Consider the following 13,889-nt stretch of genomic DNA (forward strand, 5'->3'; position numbering starts at 1 on the left):
AGCAATCCAGTGACTTCTAATGCCTTGAAGCTGAACGAAAAGGCACAGGATCGCTTCGAAACTACGGCGGTCGCTACCCGCCAGCCTGCCAGGCGCGGATGGCGTGGTTGGGCGCGACCAGCATCCAGACGTTGAGCGTCAGATTATCGCGGATCACGGCGAGCGGGATCAGCTCAAGGATGATCACCAGCATCACGCTCGCCCACAGCGGGAGGCGCTTGGCGAGCCAGAAGCCGAGCCCCATCATCAGGATGTCGCTGACCGAGTTGAGGATGGTGTCGCCGCGATAGCCCAAGGCGATGGTCGCCTCGCGGTAGCGGTTGATGATGACGGGCGAATTCTCAATCAGCTCCCACGCCGCCTCGATCAGCGTCGCATAGAGGAGGCGCTGCTCGACCGGAGTCTTGCGCAGCAGCAGCGCGAAGGCGGCGTAGAACAGGAAGCCGTGGATGATGTGGCTGAGGCTGTACCAGTCGAGCAGTTGCTGGCTCTGCTGCGGCCCGACCCGGCCCCACAGTGCGACATGCCCGCAGGTGCAGGTCGGCGGGCGGCCCATCAGCCACAGGATGGCAGCGGCGGCGAGGACGACCAGCGCGCTGGCGGCGAGGCCGCGGTGGGTCTTGCTCATCGGGTCGGGGTGCGGGGCGAGATGATCATCGGCGCGGTGGCTATCTGTGCGCGCGGGTCTTGCCAAGCATCGCCTGCCGCGGCCAGACAGGCGCCATGTTGCGCACCTTCGGTCCCGGCTGCGATGGAAGCCTTGTCGAGGCCGGTCGCGGCCAAATCATTCCGACCACCGCCTGGATCGACCTCGAAGAGCCGACCAAGGAGGAGGAGAAGCTTGCCGAAAGCTTCGTCGGCCAGTCGATCCCAACCCGCGACGACCTCCAAGAGATCGAGCCGTCGAGCCGGCTCTACGAGCAGAACGGCGTCCTCTACCTCACGCTGAGCACGCTGACCGGGGTGGCCGAGGGCCGCCCGAGCACCGAGCCGATCGGCTTCGTCCTCGCCGGGGACAAGCTGGTCACAGTCCGCTACGCCAATCCCAAGCCAGTCGCGGCGGTGATCGCCCGCGCCGAGCGCGATCCCGACGTGGTCAAGAGCGGGCTGAAAGCGCTAATCGTGATCGTCGATGCGATCGTCGACCGGCTGGCCGATGAGCTGGAGAATGCGGGGACGGAGATGGAAACCATCTCGACCCACATCTTCGCCAAGGAAATCAGCCAGCGCCGCATCCCGGCGCAGGCGCTGACCGCGATGCTGACCCGGATCGGGCGGGCGCAGTCGCTGGTGGCACGCATCCGCGAGACCACCGTCAGCGCGATCCGCCTGCTGAGCTTCCTCATCGGCTCGGCCCAGCTACACCGCGACGGGTGCGAACCCTATCGCAATCACCTCGCCAGCCTGCAGACCGATTCGAGCGCGTTGCTCGATCACGCCGGCTATCTCGGCGACAATCTGACTTTCCTCCTCGACGCGGCGCTGGGCCTGATCAGCGTCGAGCAGAATGCGGCAATGAAATTGTTCAGCTGGGCGGCGCTGGTGTTCCTGCCGCCAACGCTGATCGCGGGAATTTTCGGAATGAACTTCCACCACATGCCCGAGCTCGACTGGGCGTGGGGATATCCGGCGAGCCTGGCGCTGATGCTGGCGAGCGCGATCCTGCCGCTGGCGTGGCTACGCTGGAAGGGCTGGATCTAGGCGCGGAGCAGGCGTTCTAGGCTTGCAGCAGCCAGGCGCCGTCGCTGCGCGACGCGGCGACCGGGTCGACCCCGCCAAGCACGGGCGCGGCGGCGCAGCGGCGGGCGAGCGAGATTTCGGCAAAACGCGACAGGGGCGAGCCGTTGATGCCACGGACCGCTTCGGCCCGCTCGAGAGCGGCCATCCGGCGACGATAGTCCTGCGCATTGATCATGAGCCCAACCCCGCCACGGAAGAAGTCCGACAACGCTTCAATGTTTGGCGGCGTCGGTTGTTCCGAATTCATGCAACGGTTTAAATCGCCCCTCGTTGTGTCGCCGTAATGGCCCGAGAAACCAAGAGCGCAATGGTCCGCTTCGGCGGCATGGTGTCCGACTGGACATCGAAGCTGTTCGCGCACCCCTATATGCAGATCGGCGTGATCGCCTTCTGCGTCCTGTGGTTCGCGGTCGGCTTTCACACCGACACGCTGACCGCCGCGCTGTCGATCCTCGCCATCACGCTCACCCAGATGGTGCTGAACGGCCAGTATGACCGCGAGGCCGAGGACCATCGCCGCGACATCGCGATGCACGCCAAGCTCGACGAGCTGATCAAGGCCTCCCGCCGCGCCCGCGACGAGATGGCCGGGATCGAGGAGCTGGAGGAGGAGCAGATCGTCGAGCTCAAGGAAGAAGCCAAGCAGGCGATCGACGGGCAGGGCGAGCGCGCCGGCGACCCGCAGGAGCGCGCCACCGCCAAGGCCGCGGTCGAGCAGGCCGCTGCCAAGACCCGGAAAAAAGTCCGCGCCCGGGCCTGACACTGGCGAGTGACGGGTGGGCTTGCTAAGGGCCGCGGCAACCACCGAAATACAGGACTTCGTGCCCATGATCCCGACCGGCCAGGACAGCCTTCGCACCCGCTCGACCCTTGCGGTCGCGGGCCGGAATTACGCTTATTACAGCCTGGCCAAGGCCGCCGAGCAATTGGGCGACGTCTCGCGCTTGCCTTTCTCGATGAAGGTGCTGCTCGAGAACCTCCTTCGCTTCGAGGACGGGGTGACGGTCACCAAGGACGACCTCACCGCCATGGTCGACTGGCAGAAGGAGCGGCGGATCGCGCGCGAAATCCAGTATCGCCCGGCGCGCGTGCTGATGCAGGACTTCACCGGCGTGCCGGCGGTGGTCGACCTCGCCGCCATGCGCGACGCGATGAAGAACCTTGGCGGCGACCCGCAGAAGATCAATCCGCTCGTCCCGGTACACCTGGTGATCGACCACTCGGTGATGGTCGATGAGTTCGGCACTCCCAAGGCGTTCGAGCAGAACGTCGACCATGAATATGCCCGCAATCGCGAGCGCTACGAATTCCTCAAGTGGGGCAGCCAGGCGTTCGACAATTTCAAGGTCGTGCCGCCGGGCACCGGCATCTGCCACCAGGTCAACCTCGAGAATATCGCGCAGACGGTGTGGACCCAGGACGACGCCAATGGCGAGACGCTGGCCTACCCGGACACGCTGGTCGGGACCGACAGCCACACGACGATGGTCAATGGCCTTGGCGTGCTCGGCTGGGGCGTCGGCGGGATCGAGGCCGAGGCCGCGATGCTCGGCCAGCCGGTCTCGATGCTGATCCCCGAGGTGGTCGGTTTCCGCCTGACCGGCAGCCTCAAGGAAGGCATCACCGCGACCGACCTGGTGCTGACCGTCACCCAGATGCTCCGCGCCAAGGGCGTGGTCGGTCGCTTCGTCGAATTCTTCGGCCCAGGGCTCGACGCGATGACGCTCGCCGACCGCGCGACCATCGCCAACATGGCGCCCGAATATGGCGCGACCTGCGGCTTCTTCCCGGTCGACTTCCGCACCATCGACTATCTCAAGCTGACCGGCCGCGATGACGACCGGATCGCGCTGGTCGAGGCCTATGCCAAAGCGCAGGGTTTGTGGCGCGACGCCGACACCCCCGAGCCCCTGTTCACCGACACGCTCGAGCTCGACCTGTCGAGCGTCGAGCCGAGCCTCGCCGGGCCCAAGCGGCCGCAGGATCGGGTGCTGCTGTCGGACGTCGACGATCAGTTCAACGCCGAGCTTGAAGGCACCTACAAGAAGTCGAACGACCCGCGGGTGGCGGTCGAGGGCGAGGACTTCGACCTCGGCAACGGTGACGTGGTGATCGCGGCGATCACCAGCTGCACCAACACCTCCAACCCGAGCGTGCTGATCGCCGCCGGCCTCGTCGCCCGCAAGGCGCGCGCGCTCGGCCTCGACAGCAAGCCGTGGGTCAAGACCAGCCTCGCGCCCGGCAGCCAGGTGGTGACCGACTACCTCGACGCCGCGGGCCTCAGCGAAGACCTGAACGCGATCGGCTTCGACCTGGTCGGCTACGGCTGCACCACCTGCATCGGCAATTCGGGCCCGCTGGCCGAGCCGATCAGCCAGGCGATCAACGACAAGGACCTCGTCGCGGTGTCGGTGCTGTCGGGCAACCGCAACTTCGAGGGCCGGGTCTCACCCGACTGCCGCGCCAACTATCTCGCCAGCCCGCCGCTGGTGGTCGCCTACGCGCTCGCCGGGACGGTCCGCAGCGACATCACCTCCGAACCGCTCGGCACCGCCCGCAACGGCGAGCCGGTTTACCTCAAGGACATCTGGCCGACCAACGAGGAAGTCCGCTCGCTGATCGACGCGCACGTCCACTCCGACCTGTTCCGGGCGCGCTACGCCGACGTCTATCGCGGCGACGACCGCTGGCGCGGGATCGACGTCACCGGGGGCGACACCTATCGCTGGCCGGCCGGTTCGACCTACATCGCCAACCCGCCCTATTTCGAGGGCATGACGATGACGCCCAAGCCGATCGAGGACATCTCGGGCGCGCGGGCGCTGGCGGTGTTCGGCGACAGCATCACCACCGATCACATTTCCCCGGCCGGTTCGATCAAGCCCGACAGCCCGGCGGGCAAGTGGTTGCTCGAGCGGCAGGTCCCGCGGCAGGAGTTCAACAGCTACGGTGCGCGGCGCGGCAATCACGAAGTGATGATGCGCGGCACCTTCGCCAACATCCGCATCCGCAACAAGATGCTGCAGGGCGTCGAGGGCGGCTTCACGAGGGTGAATGGCGAGCAGCTGCCGATCTACGACGCGGCGATGCGCTACAAGGAGCAGGGCACGCCGCTCGTCATCCTCGCGGGCAAGGAATATGGCACCGGCTCGTCGCGCGATTGGGCGGCCAAGGGCACCGTCCTGCTCGGCGTCAGGGCGGTGATCGCCGAAAGCTTCGAGCGCATCCACCGCTCGAACCTGGTCGGGATGGGCGTGTTGCCGCTGCAGTTCCAGGACGGCGAGAGCGCCGATAGCCTTGGGCTGACCGGAGACGAGCAGTTCGCCATCGCGGACGTGGCGGGAATCAAGCCGCGCCAGGACGTCGAGGTGACCGTCAGCCGCGCCGACGGCTCGACCACCACGATCACTGCGCGTTGCCGGATCGATACGTTCAACGAGCTCGAATATTTCCACGCCGGCGGCATCCTGCCGTTCGTCCTGCGCAAGCTCGCGGCCTAATCACCGCGAGCATGGAACCGAAGCTGTTGATCGAGATCGCCGGCTGGGTGGGCGCGGTGCTGATTCTGCTTGCCTACGGGCTGCTCACCGCTGGAAAGATCCCCGCGCGCAGCCTCGCCTATCAGGGGATGAATGTGGTCGGGGCGATCGGCTTCATCATCAACAGCTACGCCAATGGCGCGATGCCGTCGGCGGCGCTGAATGTCGTCTGGGCGTTGATCGGGCTGGTCGCGATCAGCCGGCTGCCGCGTCGGCCAGCGCCGGTGCCAGCCACGACGGAATAGCCACGCCGCCGAGGTCGTCGGCCCGGCGATGCGCCACCGCCAAGCCGAGGTCGGGGTAGAAGGCCTTTGTGCGCGGGCCGGGCTCGCTGGCGGGGACCACGACTAGCCGGCGATTGACCTTGGCGCGCCAGTTCATCCGCGCGGTATTCTCTTGGCCGACGTAGCAGCCCTTGGTGAAGCTGACGCCGTTGAGTTCGGCGGCATTGCATTCGAGCCAGAGCATGTCGCCGAGCTCGGCGCGGCCCTCGCAGACGCCGAGGCGGAGGCGGTGCGCGAGCCAGCCGGCGGCCGGCTCGGCGGCGGGCGCGAGCCAGCGCCGCCCAAGTTCGGCCAACCGCGGGTCGGGGACGCCTTGCTCACCCGCTGGCGCCCAGTGCACCGCAAGGCTTTCGTCCCGCGCAATCGTGATCGGCCGCCGCAGTCGATAGAGCGTCAGCCTCTTGGCGAGCTCGTCGGCATGAGCGGCCTCGCAATCGACCAGCAGGTCGTCGCCCTCCGCCCAGACGAGGAAGTCGAACAGGCACTTGCCTTGTGGGGTGAGTAGCCCGGCCCACACGGGGAGCGCGCCGGTGACGTCATTGGTCACCAATCCCTGCAGGAAGCCGCGGACGTCGTCGCCGGAGAGGCGGAACAGGGCGCGGTCGGTGAGGGTGGTTTCGGCCATGCAGCTTAGCTAGGGACGGCCCTGTGCAAACGCAAAGCCTGACCATCCGCCGGCCGGACGACTGGCATCTCCACCTGCGCGACGGCGACATGCTCAAGAGCGTCGTGCCGTACAGCGCGCGCCAGTTCGCCCGCGCGATCGTGATGCCCAACCTGCTGCCGCCGGTAACCACAGCCGCCCATGCCGACGCCTATCGCAGCCGCATCCGCGCTGCCGCCGGCGAAGGCTTCGAGCCGTTGATGACCTGCTACCTGACCGACCAGGCCGATCCCGACGAGCTCGAGCGCGGCTTTCGCGACGGCGTCTGGGTCGCGGCCAAGCTTTATCCCGCCAACGCCACCACCAACAGCGCGCATGGCGTCACCGACATCGCCAATCTTCGCCCCGCGCTCGAGCGAATGCAGGCGATTGGGATGCTGTTGCTGGTCCACGGCGAGGTGACGGACCCCGAGATCGACATCTTCGACCGCGAGGCGGTGTTCATCGAGCGGGTGCTGACCGGGCTGCTGCGCGATTATCCGGCGCTCAAGATCGTCATGGAGCACATTACCACCGCCGACGCCGCGCAATTCGTCGCCGATGGCCCTGAGCGGCTGGCGGCAACGATCACCCCGCAGCACCTCCACCTCAACCGCAACGCGTTGTTCGCCGGGGGGCTGCGCCCCCACGCCTACTGCCTGCCGGTGGTGAAGCGTGAGAAGCACCGCCTCGCGGTGCGCGCGGCCGCCGTGTCGGGCAGCCCCAAGTTCTTCCTCGGCACCGACAGCGCCCCGCACCTCAAGGAGCTCAAGGAGACCGGCTGCGGGTGCGCGGGCATCTTCAACGCGCCGCACGCGCTCGAAAGCTATCTCTCTGTGTTCGAGGAGGAAGGCGCGCTCGACCGGTTCGAGGGATTCGCGGCCGTGCATGGCGCGCAATTCTACGGGCTGCCGCTCAACGAGGGGACGGTGACGCTCGAACGGTCGGGGGTGACGGTGGTCGAGGCGATCGACGCGGCCAGTTCGACGCTGGTGCCCTTCCATGCCGGCGAGACGCTCGCCTGGCGGCTGGTTGCCTAGGCCTTGCGGCCGCGCGCGCCGGCGGGACCGAGGATGTCGTCGAAGTGGCTCTCGACCGCGGCGTAGCAGCCGCAGGCGACCTGCTTCAATCCGGCGCGGTCGACCACCTGGATGGCGCCGCGGCGATAGGCGATGAGGCCCTGTTCCTGGAGCAGCCGCGCGACCGCGTTGACCGTGGTCCGCTGCACGCCGAGCAACCCGGCGAGGCTTTCCTGGGTGAGCGCCAGCCGATCACCGCCGACCCGGTCCTGCGCATGGAGCAGCCAGCGCGCGGCCCGCGCCTCGATCGGATGGAAGCTGTTGCAGGCGACCGACTGCATCACCTGCGAGAGCAACGCGTCCGAGTAGCGGCAGAAGAGCAGCGCAAGATTATGGCTCTGCTGCTTGGCGTGCTGAAGCACCGATAGCGGCAGGACCGCCGCCGAGCCGGCGATCTGGACCACCGTTTTGGCGAAGGCCGGGGCTTCACCGCAGCTGACGATCCCGCCGACCGCGCCTTCCTTGCCGATCGAGGCGACCTCGATCGAGCGCCCTCCCTCGATCTCGACGATCATCGAGACCATCAGCGTGTCGAACGGGAACACGCTGTGGAGGATCCGCTCGTCGCGGGCGAGCAGGGTCTCGCCAACCTCGTAGCAACGGACCCCCATATAGGGTTCGAGAATCGCGCGCTCGGCCGCGGACAGGCTCGCCAGCAGCCGGTTGCCGGCAAACGCCAGCGCGAGCCGCTCGTCGTCTCCCACCTTATCCAGCGGCAAATTCATGCCCGTCCTTTTGCTCCCAACGGCAGCGAAAAACGCCGCGCCGTTCCCGTTCCCGGGGCAAGCATTACGCCAACGAATTGAAGGTTCGCAATACCTTAGTTTTTAATGACTTAGCCCAGTTTTTATGTCGGCAATCCGACACTGGTAATCAGTCACGAAAGGACGTTTCAAAGACGACGCGGCGCTGCCAAACCCGCACCAAAGCCACATAATCGAATTACCGCGCTTAGACGTTGCTGGATCAGGCAAGCCCCCCTATAGGCGCTTCCGCACGCCGCATCCGGAGACGTGGGTGAGTGGCTGAAACCAGCGGTTTGCTAAACCGCCGTACGGGGATTACTCGTACCGAGGGTTCGAATCCCTCCGTCTCCGCCATTTCAGTCCCATAGTGGGCACGCCGATTCCCGCCGATTTCCCGCTAGAGACCGAAGTGAGGGTGCGGAGCAGTTCGCCCTTCGATCCCATGATGCGGACATGGCTCTCCCCGACCTCGACGCGCTGGGCGAAGGCGCGCAGATGATCCCGCCGATAGCCGCCACCGTCCTGACGTAGACGCTTGCGAGCGGCGGTCGCGAACTTGCGGAGCGCCGCCGGGGTGACGGCCATGCTGCCGGAGCTTTCGAGCTGGGCCTGAGCGCGCTCGGAATCGGCCTGCGCCTGATCGCGCAGCGCCCGGAGTGCCACGACGCGCTCCTTCAGCGCCGGATCGTTCAGATCGGCCACGCCTGATTCGATCGCCTCATAGAGCCGCTTCAGCCGAAGCTCGGTCTCGGCCGCACGGCGGTTCAACTCGGCGATATGCTCGCGGCGGCGATCGGCCCGCTCTTCGCGCCGGTCGAGGATCGAGGCCAGGATGTCCTCCAGCCGCTCGGGCTGGAGCAGCCGGTTCTCGATATGGTCGCAGACGATGGCGTCGAGCTGTGGCATCGGGATCGAGCGGCCGGAGCAGCCGGTCTCGCCCTGCCGCGCCTTGATCGAGCAGGTGTAGTAGCGATAGCGTCCGCCCTTGCCGGTGCGGATGGTCATGGCCCCACCGCACTTCTCGCAAAAGCAGATGCCCGTCAGCAGGGTCGGCCCGCTGACCACCCGCGGCGGCGTGACCTTCGGATTGCGGATGCGCAGATGCTCCTGCACCGCGTCGAACGTCTCCTGATCGATCAGGCGCGGCACCGGCACCACGACGATCTCGCTGACCGGCTTCAACTCCTTGGACTTGGAGCGCTTGTTGAACTCGTGCTCGCCGATATAGGTGCGCCGGGTCAGTATGCGGTGAAGCTGGCCGATGCCCCAGCGCCCGCCGTCGCGCGTGAAAATGCGGTTGCGGTTGAGATAGTTGACGATGGCCTTGACGCCCATCGGCCCGGAGCCGCCTTCGCCCTGGAGCGCCAGCCGATAGATCAGTCGCACGGTGTCGGCGTGCAGCGGGTCGATCTCCAGCTTTTTCTTGGTCTTGGCGCCACGCTGCTCGGCGGCGATGATGCGATAGCCGATCGGCGGCAGCGCGCCGTTCCAGAAGCCCTGACGGGCATTCTCCTTCAGGGCGCGCATGACGTGCTTGGCGTTCTCCTTCGACTGATATTCGTCGAACAGCGCCATGATCTGCCGCATCATGACGTGCATCGGATCGTCGCCGATCTCCTGCGTGATCGAGACCAGCTTGACGCCGTTCTTCGCCAGCTTGCGGACGTAGAACTCCAGCTCGAAATGATCGCGGAAGAAACGCGAGAAGCTGTGAACCACGACGACATCGAACGGCGCGGGCTTCGACGTGCCCGCTTCGATCATCTGCTGGAAGGCCGGTCGGCGGTCGTTGGTCGCGGTCGCACCCGGCTCGACGAAGGTTTCGACGAGCTGGTAGCCGCGTGATACGCAATAGGCTTCGCCCTGCCGCTTCTGGTCCGGGATCGACACGTCATGTTCGGCCTGCCGCGCCGTCGAGACGCGCAGATAGAGGGCGGCGCGGGTGGCGACCAAGGGAGCTTCTTTATTCATGGATGGTCTCCTTCGGACGTGAGGATTTGCGGCGTGGGCTGGCGAGCGCCAGTTCCAGCATGACGCGATCATGGACGAGTTTGGGGGCGAGTTTCTTGCCGCTGCGCTCCATGCGGATCAGGCCATAGCCGACCATTGCTTTCAGCGTGCGGGAGAGATTGGATTTGGCGCGGCCCGTCAGCTCGGCCAGGGCGTCGAGCGACTCCGGCTCCTCTTCGGCGATGAGGCGCAGCATCTCGCGATTGGGCGCGGACAGCACCTTGGAAAAGGATTCCGTCGAGATGAACCAGATCTTCGGATCATCGGGCGACGGCTTTTCCTCGCCGCGCGCGATGCGCAGCGTGCGGGCCTTCATCTCCCCGGTATCGGCGATGCCGACCTTCAGCGTGGTCATGGCGTAGAAGCCTCCGTCGTGGCGCTTGCCGACCGGACGAAGGCGCCAGATGGCGAAGCGGATATTCGCCATTTCAGTTATCATAGTAACATAATTTAATCAAGGAAAATCGCCTGCCGTTGAGGGGAGACGGATCAGGCGGACTTGCCGAACAGTTCATCCAAGATGTCACCGAACCACGCCTCGAACAGGTCGATTTCGGCCTCCGTCACCGGCACGCGCTCGGGCCAGTCGTCGGAGACCGTCCAGTGGGTGAGCGACGGATCGACCGGCCGGCTTTTGACTGATGCGGGAGGCGCGGCCTCTCCTTCGGCTTCGTCTATATAGTCGTAGAGGTCGTCGGGCAGAATGCCGGGGGCGGCACGCGCCTGACGCCGGGTCTTATGATCTTGGCGCCGAGACATGAACTCACCATCCGGTTCGATAGGCAGGCGTCGGTTCCCCCGATCGGAAGGCGCGGCAAAGCGCCGCCCGATGATCCTGCCGATGGTGGCGTGGGTTTGAAGTCAGCATGTTCCGATACCTCGTTCGTGGTTCACGATCGCAATGATGCCGCTCTCATCAAAAAGGCCGCCATGCCGAGGGGGAGCGGCATGGCGGCCTTCCCGATGACACCGGGGCGGCTCCGGCGTCATCGGTAGCGGTGGCTCAGCGGCTGGCGGTGAGCGTGTTGACGGCCTGGTTGCCGATGGCGGTGGCGGTGAGGCTGTTGCCGGCGATCGTGACCAGGCCGGCATTGACGCCGCCGGTCATGGACGCGCCGAAGTGACCGACGACGGTGGCCGAGACCGGACCACGATTGACCTGCACATTGCTGACCAGGGCGACCGGCTGACCATTTCCATTGACGGTCGCGCCGTTCAGCGCGGCATTGCCATAGGCGGACGCAGAGCCGGTATTGTCGGTGGCGCCGATCCGGCTGTCGTTGGTGCAGCCGCAGTTGAGCGCGACGCCTGCGCCGGCAACAGTCTTCGCCGTGACCGCGCCAGTGTTCACCTGTCGGTTGGAGAGCACTGAACCGGCGATCGGCAGGGAGACGGACGCCCGCGCCAGCATCGGCACCTCGCCGCCGCCCGGATAGTCGCCATTACCGACACCACCGGAGACGGTCATGCGATTCTCCGCGACATTGCCGCGCGCCAGCGATGCGGCGCTGTTACCCTCGATGCCGATAGCCGACCCATAGGCTCCGCTGCCGGCGACGCCGAACGCCGCCTTGGTCGTCGAACGGACCTCGGCATCGTTGCTCTGGCGGTTATCGAGCACGGTGCGCCCGCCGGAAACACTCGCTGCCGTCGCCGTCAGGCTGTTGAGCGCCCGGTTGGCGGTCGCCTCGGAGGCGGTGCTGTTGCTCTCAACGGTCGCGCGCGACGAGGCAATGGGCGATCCGGCGTTGCCGACGCCGATCCGGCTGGATGCGCTGGTCGTGACCTGGCCGGCTGCACGCTGGCGGCTGCCGAGCTGCACATCGCCGGACAGGCCGACCGTTTCGACCGTCAGACCATTCGAGGCATCGTTCATGCGGGCGAGCGCGGTGTTGGCGTTGTCCGACAGGGTAACGCTCGATCCGCCGATCTCGCCGGGAACCGCAACGGTCATGCGGGACGTAGCCTTCACCGCGCCGTTACCAGTCTGGCGATTGGACAGGACGGCGAACGGCGTCGGCTCATAGGTGCCACCGCCCTCGGCCCGCACGGTCTTCGCGGTCAGCGTGGTCGTAGCGGCATTACCCGCAACTTCCGCCGACTGGCGGTTGCCGGAGATGGTGAGCGCGGAATCACTCGCCGACGCCCAGCCAGTGGAAACGCCATAGCGGCCATCGGCGGTGGCGGTCGTCGGGATCGGCTGACCTTCGCTGCTCCATGCCTGTTCGAGTTTCTGGTGATTGGCGGCGGTATATTGGCCCTGAAGCTCGGAAGCGCCGGCGGCGCTGCCGATCAGCGTGGCGAGCATCGCGACGGCGGTGCCGGCGAGAAGCCCGCGCGCACGGTGGGAATGGATACTGGTCATCATGGTCTCCTTGGGTTGTGGCCCGGAATTGGGCCGTGGGGGAACGGAAGGTGTGCTGAGGCCGCCAGTCAGGGCAGTGACTGGCCGGGATCGCGGCGATGGGTCGTGACAGCAGCAATCCGATCGCCGGTCAGGCGTGGACGCTGCTCGGGCGGACGCGAGGCGAGGCAGGTTTCGGGATCGGATTTGAGGACGGTCCCGACGAGGCGCAGGGTCACTTCTTCGAGCGTCGTGCGGATGCCGAGTTGAAGGGGTTCCTGACCCTTGGCGCCGATGTTGATGTCGAAGAGGTTGGAGCCGAAGAAGCGGAAGGTGCCGGCGCCGATCTCGTAGCCGGTATATTGCTTGGTCAGACTGACGGTCTTCACGACGATCAGTGAGCGGGTGTCGACGATGCGCAGATCGACCGCGACCGATTGCGTGAACACCCGCGCCTTCGGCCCGACGCCGTTGACGCCGATCTCGGCGCCGCCGGAATGGAGGTCGTAATTGACTTCGGTGATGCCGCCGACGATGAAATAATCAGAGCCGATCAGCGAGCCGCCGAAATACGGCAGCCACTTCACCGGCCCGCCAGGCTGGCCGGGAACGCTATGTTGTTCACCGTCGCCGAGCTGGCGCTTGTCCATCCACAGCAGCTCGCGTTCGGCGACAGACGGATCGAAGCGTTCGGCAAGACGGATACGGTCGCCGAGCTTGCCGAGCGCCGATGTGACCATCAGTGCGCCGCCCTGCGTGACCGCATTGCCCTCCAGATTGGAGAATTTGCCGGTATAGTCTCGGACCTCGCCGACGCCGATGACCAGCGCCTTCGCCTTTGTGGGAAGCTGCGTGGAAAAGCAGGCGAACACCGGGTCCATCGGTGTGCGATTGTCACGCACCGGCGGCCCGACCGGCTGGGCGGCTTCGCCGGCCGCCAGTTGTTCGGTGTGGATCGAGGCGCAGGCCGTCAGTGAGACGGCCACCATGGCGACGGCGGTGAAACGGGCGGCACCGATCATCTCGCACCGCCGAAGCTGCAAGCGCTCGAACCGGAAACGCTGGAGTGCTGCGATCCGCTGTTGGTCTGGGTTGAATTGAGCGCCTGGGTCGGGCTGCCGCTCACCGAAGCGGAGGCCGATCCGGTAACGCCGGCAGAGACGGCGCCGCTGTTGCTCTGCCAGCTTCCGGCGCGGCCCGTACCCCGACCATTCAGCACCGTGTCGGAATTGTTGCCGGTGGCGAGCGCGGTCGGACCACTGACCGAGGGCGAATTGGCGATCGCGCTCTGCGATCCCTCGTTGCCGACCGAGGTGGCGGTGACGCCGCAATTATACTGGCGGTCGATATTCGTGGTGTAGCTGGGCGCCTGATAGAAGCCGCCGCGCCGCTTCTCCATCAGGTCGAGGACGATCGCTTGATTGGCACGGTCGGCGGAGGTGCGGAACTGCCAGCCATAGCTTTCGCCGTAATTGTTGGCGTGCGCCGGTGCGGCGAGCATGGT

Annotated in this window: 15 protein-coding genes and 1 tRNA gene; 6 read left to right on the top strand and 10 right to left on the bottom strand. The window is 66.2% G+C overall.

Features of this window, described 5'->3' with window-relative positions:
* Nucleotides 1–73: 73 nt before the first annotated feature.
* Nucleotides 74–628, bottom strand: coding sequence for a DUF2585 family protein (locus tag GCU42_RS12030; protein WP_114229147.1), 555 nt, complete (start codon nucleotides 626–628; stop codon nucleotides 74–76).
* Nucleotides 629–723: 95 nt separating this feature from the next.
* Here GCU42_RS12030 and GCU42_RS12035 point away from each other — a divergent pair, with 95 nt between their 5' ends.
* Complete coding sequence (locus GCU42_RS12035) at nucleotides 724–1,701, top strand: magnesium transporter CorA family protein (RefSeq protein ID WP_114229146.1); 978 nt, start codon at nucleotides 724–726, stop codon at nucleotides 1,699–1,701.
* 16 nt (nucleotides 1,702–1,717) lie between these two features.
* Here GCU42_RS12035 and GCU42_RS12040 read toward each other — a convergent pair whose 3' ends face one another.
* Entirely contained in the window at nucleotides 1,718–1,915 is a 198-nt protein-coding gene (locus GCU42_RS12040; protein ID WP_152569576.1) for a hypothetical protein, read from the bottom strand.
* A 108-nt stretch (nucleotides 1,916–2,023) separates the two neighbouring features.
* Here GCU42_RS12040 and GCU42_RS12045 point away from each other — a divergent pair, with 108 nt between their 5' ends.
* From GCU42_RS12045 to GCU42_RS12055, 3 genes are all read left to right on the top strand, one after another.
* Nucleotides 2,024–2,500: a low affinity iron permease family protein gene (locus GCU42_RS12045; RefSeq protein WP_114229144.1), complete on the top strand. Its 477-nt coding sequence runs from the start codon at nucleotides 2,024–2,026 to the stop codon at nucleotides 2,498–2,500.
* Between the two features lie 67 nt (nucleotides 2,501–2,567).
* On the top strand, nucleotides 2,568–5,240 hold the full coding sequence (acnA, locus tag GCU42_RS12050) for an aconitate hydratase AcnA (protein ID WP_114229143.1): 2,673 nt from the start codon (nucleotides 2,568–2,570) through the stop codon (nucleotides 5,238–5,240).
* 11 nt (nucleotides 5,241–5,251) lie between these two features.
* On the top strand, nucleotides 5,252–5,524 hold the full coding sequence (locus tag GCU42_RS12055; RefSeq protein WP_114229142.1) for a CBU_0592 family membrane protein: 273 nt from the start codon (nucleotides 5,252–5,254) through the stop codon (nucleotides 5,522–5,524).
* On the opposite strand, the gene ygfZ is transcribed toward GCU42_RS12055, so the two are convergent.
* On the bottom strand, nucleotides 5,475–6,188 hold the full coding sequence (gene ygfZ, locus GCU42_RS12060) for a CAF17-like 4Fe-4S cluster assembly/insertion protein YgfZ (protein ID WP_114229141.1): 714 nt from the start codon (nucleotides 6,186–6,188) through the stop codon (nucleotides 5,475–5,477). The genes GCU42_RS12055 and ygfZ overlap by 50 nt on opposite strands.
* A gap of 23 nt (nucleotides 6,189–6,211) precedes the next feature.
* On the opposite strand from ygfZ, the gene pyrC reads away from it, so the two are divergent.
* Nucleotides 6,212–7,246, top strand: coding sequence for a dihydroorotase (pyrC, locus tag GCU42_RS12065; protein ID WP_114229140.1), 1,035 nt, complete (start codon nucleotides 6,212–6,214; stop codon nucleotides 7,244–7,246).
* On the opposite strand, the gene GCU42_RS12070 is transcribed toward pyrC, so the two are convergent.
* On the bottom strand, nucleotides 7,243–8,010 hold the full coding sequence (locus GCU42_RS12070; RefSeq protein ID WP_114229139.1) for a Crp/Fnr family transcriptional regulator: 768 nt from the start codon (nucleotides 8,008–8,010) through the stop codon (nucleotides 7,243–7,245). The genes pyrC and GCU42_RS12070 overlap by 4 nt on opposite strands.
* Nucleotides 8,011–8,292: 282 nt before the next feature.
* Here GCU42_RS12070 and GCU42_RS12075 point away from each other — a divergent pair.
* Nucleotides 8,293–8,385, top strand: a tRNA-Ser gene (locus tag GCU42_RS12075).
* On the opposite strand, the gene GCU42_RS12080 is transcribed toward GCU42_RS12075, so the two are convergent.
* The 6 genes from GCU42_RS12080 to GCU42_RS12105 all read right to left on the bottom strand — a co-directional run bounded on the left by GCU42_RS12080 (nucleotide 8,347) and on the right by GCU42_RS12105 (nucleotide 13,886).
* A complete protein-coding gene (locus GCU42_RS12080; protein ID WP_152569577.1) occupies nucleotides 8,347–10,002 on the bottom strand; it encodes a recombinase family protein in 1,656 nt (551 codons plus the stop codon). The two genes, GCU42_RS12075 and GCU42_RS12080, sit on opposite strands and share 39 nt — an antisense overlap.
* On the bottom strand, nucleotides 9,995–10,468 hold the full coding sequence (locus GCU42_RS12085) for an HVO_A0114 family putative DNA-binding protein (RefSeq protein WP_235577907.1): 474 nt from the start codon (nucleotides 10,466–10,468) through the stop codon (nucleotides 9,995–9,997). Before GCU42_RS12085 ends, GCU42_RS12080 begins: the two co-directional genes overlap by 8 nt.
* A 62-nt stretch (nucleotides 10,469–10,530) precedes the next feature.
* Nucleotides 10,531–10,800: a hypothetical protein gene (locus GCU42_RS12090; RefSeq protein WP_114229172.1), complete on the bottom strand. Its 270-nt coding sequence runs from the start codon at nucleotides 10,798–10,800 to the stop codon at nucleotides 10,531–10,533.
* 244 nt (nucleotides 10,801–11,044) lie between these two features.
* Nucleotides 11,045–12,409 carry a hypothetical protein gene (locus tag GCU42_RS12095; RefSeq protein ID WP_056878399.1) on the bottom strand — a complete coding sequence of 455 codons (1,365 nt, stop codon included), beginning with the start codon at nucleotides 12,407–12,409 and terminating at the stop codon, nucleotides 11,045–11,047.
* A 65-nt stretch (nucleotides 12,410–12,474) separates the two neighbouring features.
* Nucleotides 12,475–13,407: a CsgG/HfaB family protein gene (locus GCU42_RS12100; RefSeq protein ID WP_056878400.1), complete on the bottom strand. Its 933-nt coding sequence runs from the start codon at nucleotides 13,405–13,407 to the stop codon at nucleotides 12,475–12,477.
* The gene (locus GCU42_RS12105) at nucleotides 13,404–13,886 is read right to left on the bottom strand and encodes a hypothetical protein (protein WP_114229173.1); all 483 of its coding nucleotides are present in this window, start codon (nucleotides 13,884–13,886) and stop codon (nucleotides 13,404–13,406) included. The genes GCU42_RS12100 and GCU42_RS12105 overlap by 4 nt, the downstream gene beginning before the upstream one ends.
* Nucleotides 13,887–13,889: the final 3 nt, after the last annotated feature.

Source organism: Sphingomonas ginsengisoli An et al. 2013 (assembly GCF_009363895.1).
Taxonomy (GTDB): domain Bacteria; phylum Pseudomonadota; class Alphaproteobacteria; order Sphingomonadales; family Sphingomonadaceae; genus Sphingomicrobium; species Sphingomicrobium ginsengisoli.

What these genes read in the sequence shown, in the direction of transcription:
- GCU42_RS12030 (WP_114229147.1), bottom strand. Translation starts at nt 628, where the DNA reads ATGAGCAAGACCCACCGCGGCCTCGCCGCCAGCGCGCTGGTCGTCCTC.
- GCU42_RS12035 (WP_114229146.1), top strand. Translation starts at nt 724, where the DNA reads ATGTTGCGCACCTTCGGTCCCGGCTGCGATGGAAGCCTTGTCGAGGCC.
- GCU42_RS12040 (WP_152569576.1), bottom strand. Translation starts at nt 1,915, where the DNA reads ATGATCAATGCGCAGGACTATCGTCGCCGGATGGCCGCTCTCGAGCGG.
- GCU42_RS12045 (WP_114229144.1), top strand. Translation starts at nt 2,024, where the DNA reads ATGGCCCGAGAAACCAAGAGCGCAATGGTCCGCTTCGGCGGCATGGTG.
- acnA (WP_114229143.1), top strand. Translation starts at nt 2,568, where the DNA reads ATGATCCCGACCGGCCAGGACAGCCTTCGCACCCGCTCGACCCTTGCG.
- GCU42_RS12055 (WP_114229142.1), top strand. Translation starts at nt 5,252, where the DNA reads ATGGAACCGAAGCTGTTGATCGAGATCGCCGGCTGGGTGGGCGCGGTG.
- ygfZ (WP_114229141.1), bottom strand. Translation starts at nt 6,188, where the DNA reads ATGGCCGAAACCACCCTCACCGACCGCGCCCTGTTCCGCCTCTCCGGC.
- GCU42_RS12070 (WP_114229139.1), bottom strand. Translation starts at nt 8,010, where the DNA reads ATGAATTTGCCGCTGGATAAGGTGGGAGACGACGAGCGGCTCGCGCTG.
- GCU42_RS12080 (WP_152569577.1), bottom strand. Translation starts at nt 10,002, where the DNA reads ATGAATAAAGAAGCTCCCTTGGTCGCCACCCGCGCCGCCCTCTATCTG.
- GCU42_RS12085 (WP_235577907.1), bottom strand. Translation starts at nt 10,468, where the DNA reads ATGGCGAATATCCGCTTCGCCATCTGGCGCCTTCGTCCGGTCGGCAAG.
- GCU42_RS12090 (WP_114229172.1), bottom strand. Translation starts at nt 10,800, where the DNA reads ATGTCTCGGCGCCAAGATCATAAGACCCGGCGTCAGGCGCGTGCCGCC.
- GCU42_RS12095 (WP_056878399.1), bottom strand. Translation starts at nt 12,409, where the DNA reads ATGATGACCAGTATCCATTCCCACCGTGCGCGCGGGCTTCTCGCCGGC.
- GCU42_RS12100 (WP_056878400.1), bottom strand. Translation starts at nt 13,407, where the DNA reads ATGATCGGTGCCGCCCGTTTCACCGCCGTCGCCATGGTGGCCGTCTCA.
- GCU42_RS12105 (WP_114229173.1), bottom strand. Translation starts at nt 13,886, where the DNA reads ATGCTCGCCGCACCGGCGCACGCCAACAATTACGGCGAAAGCTATGGC.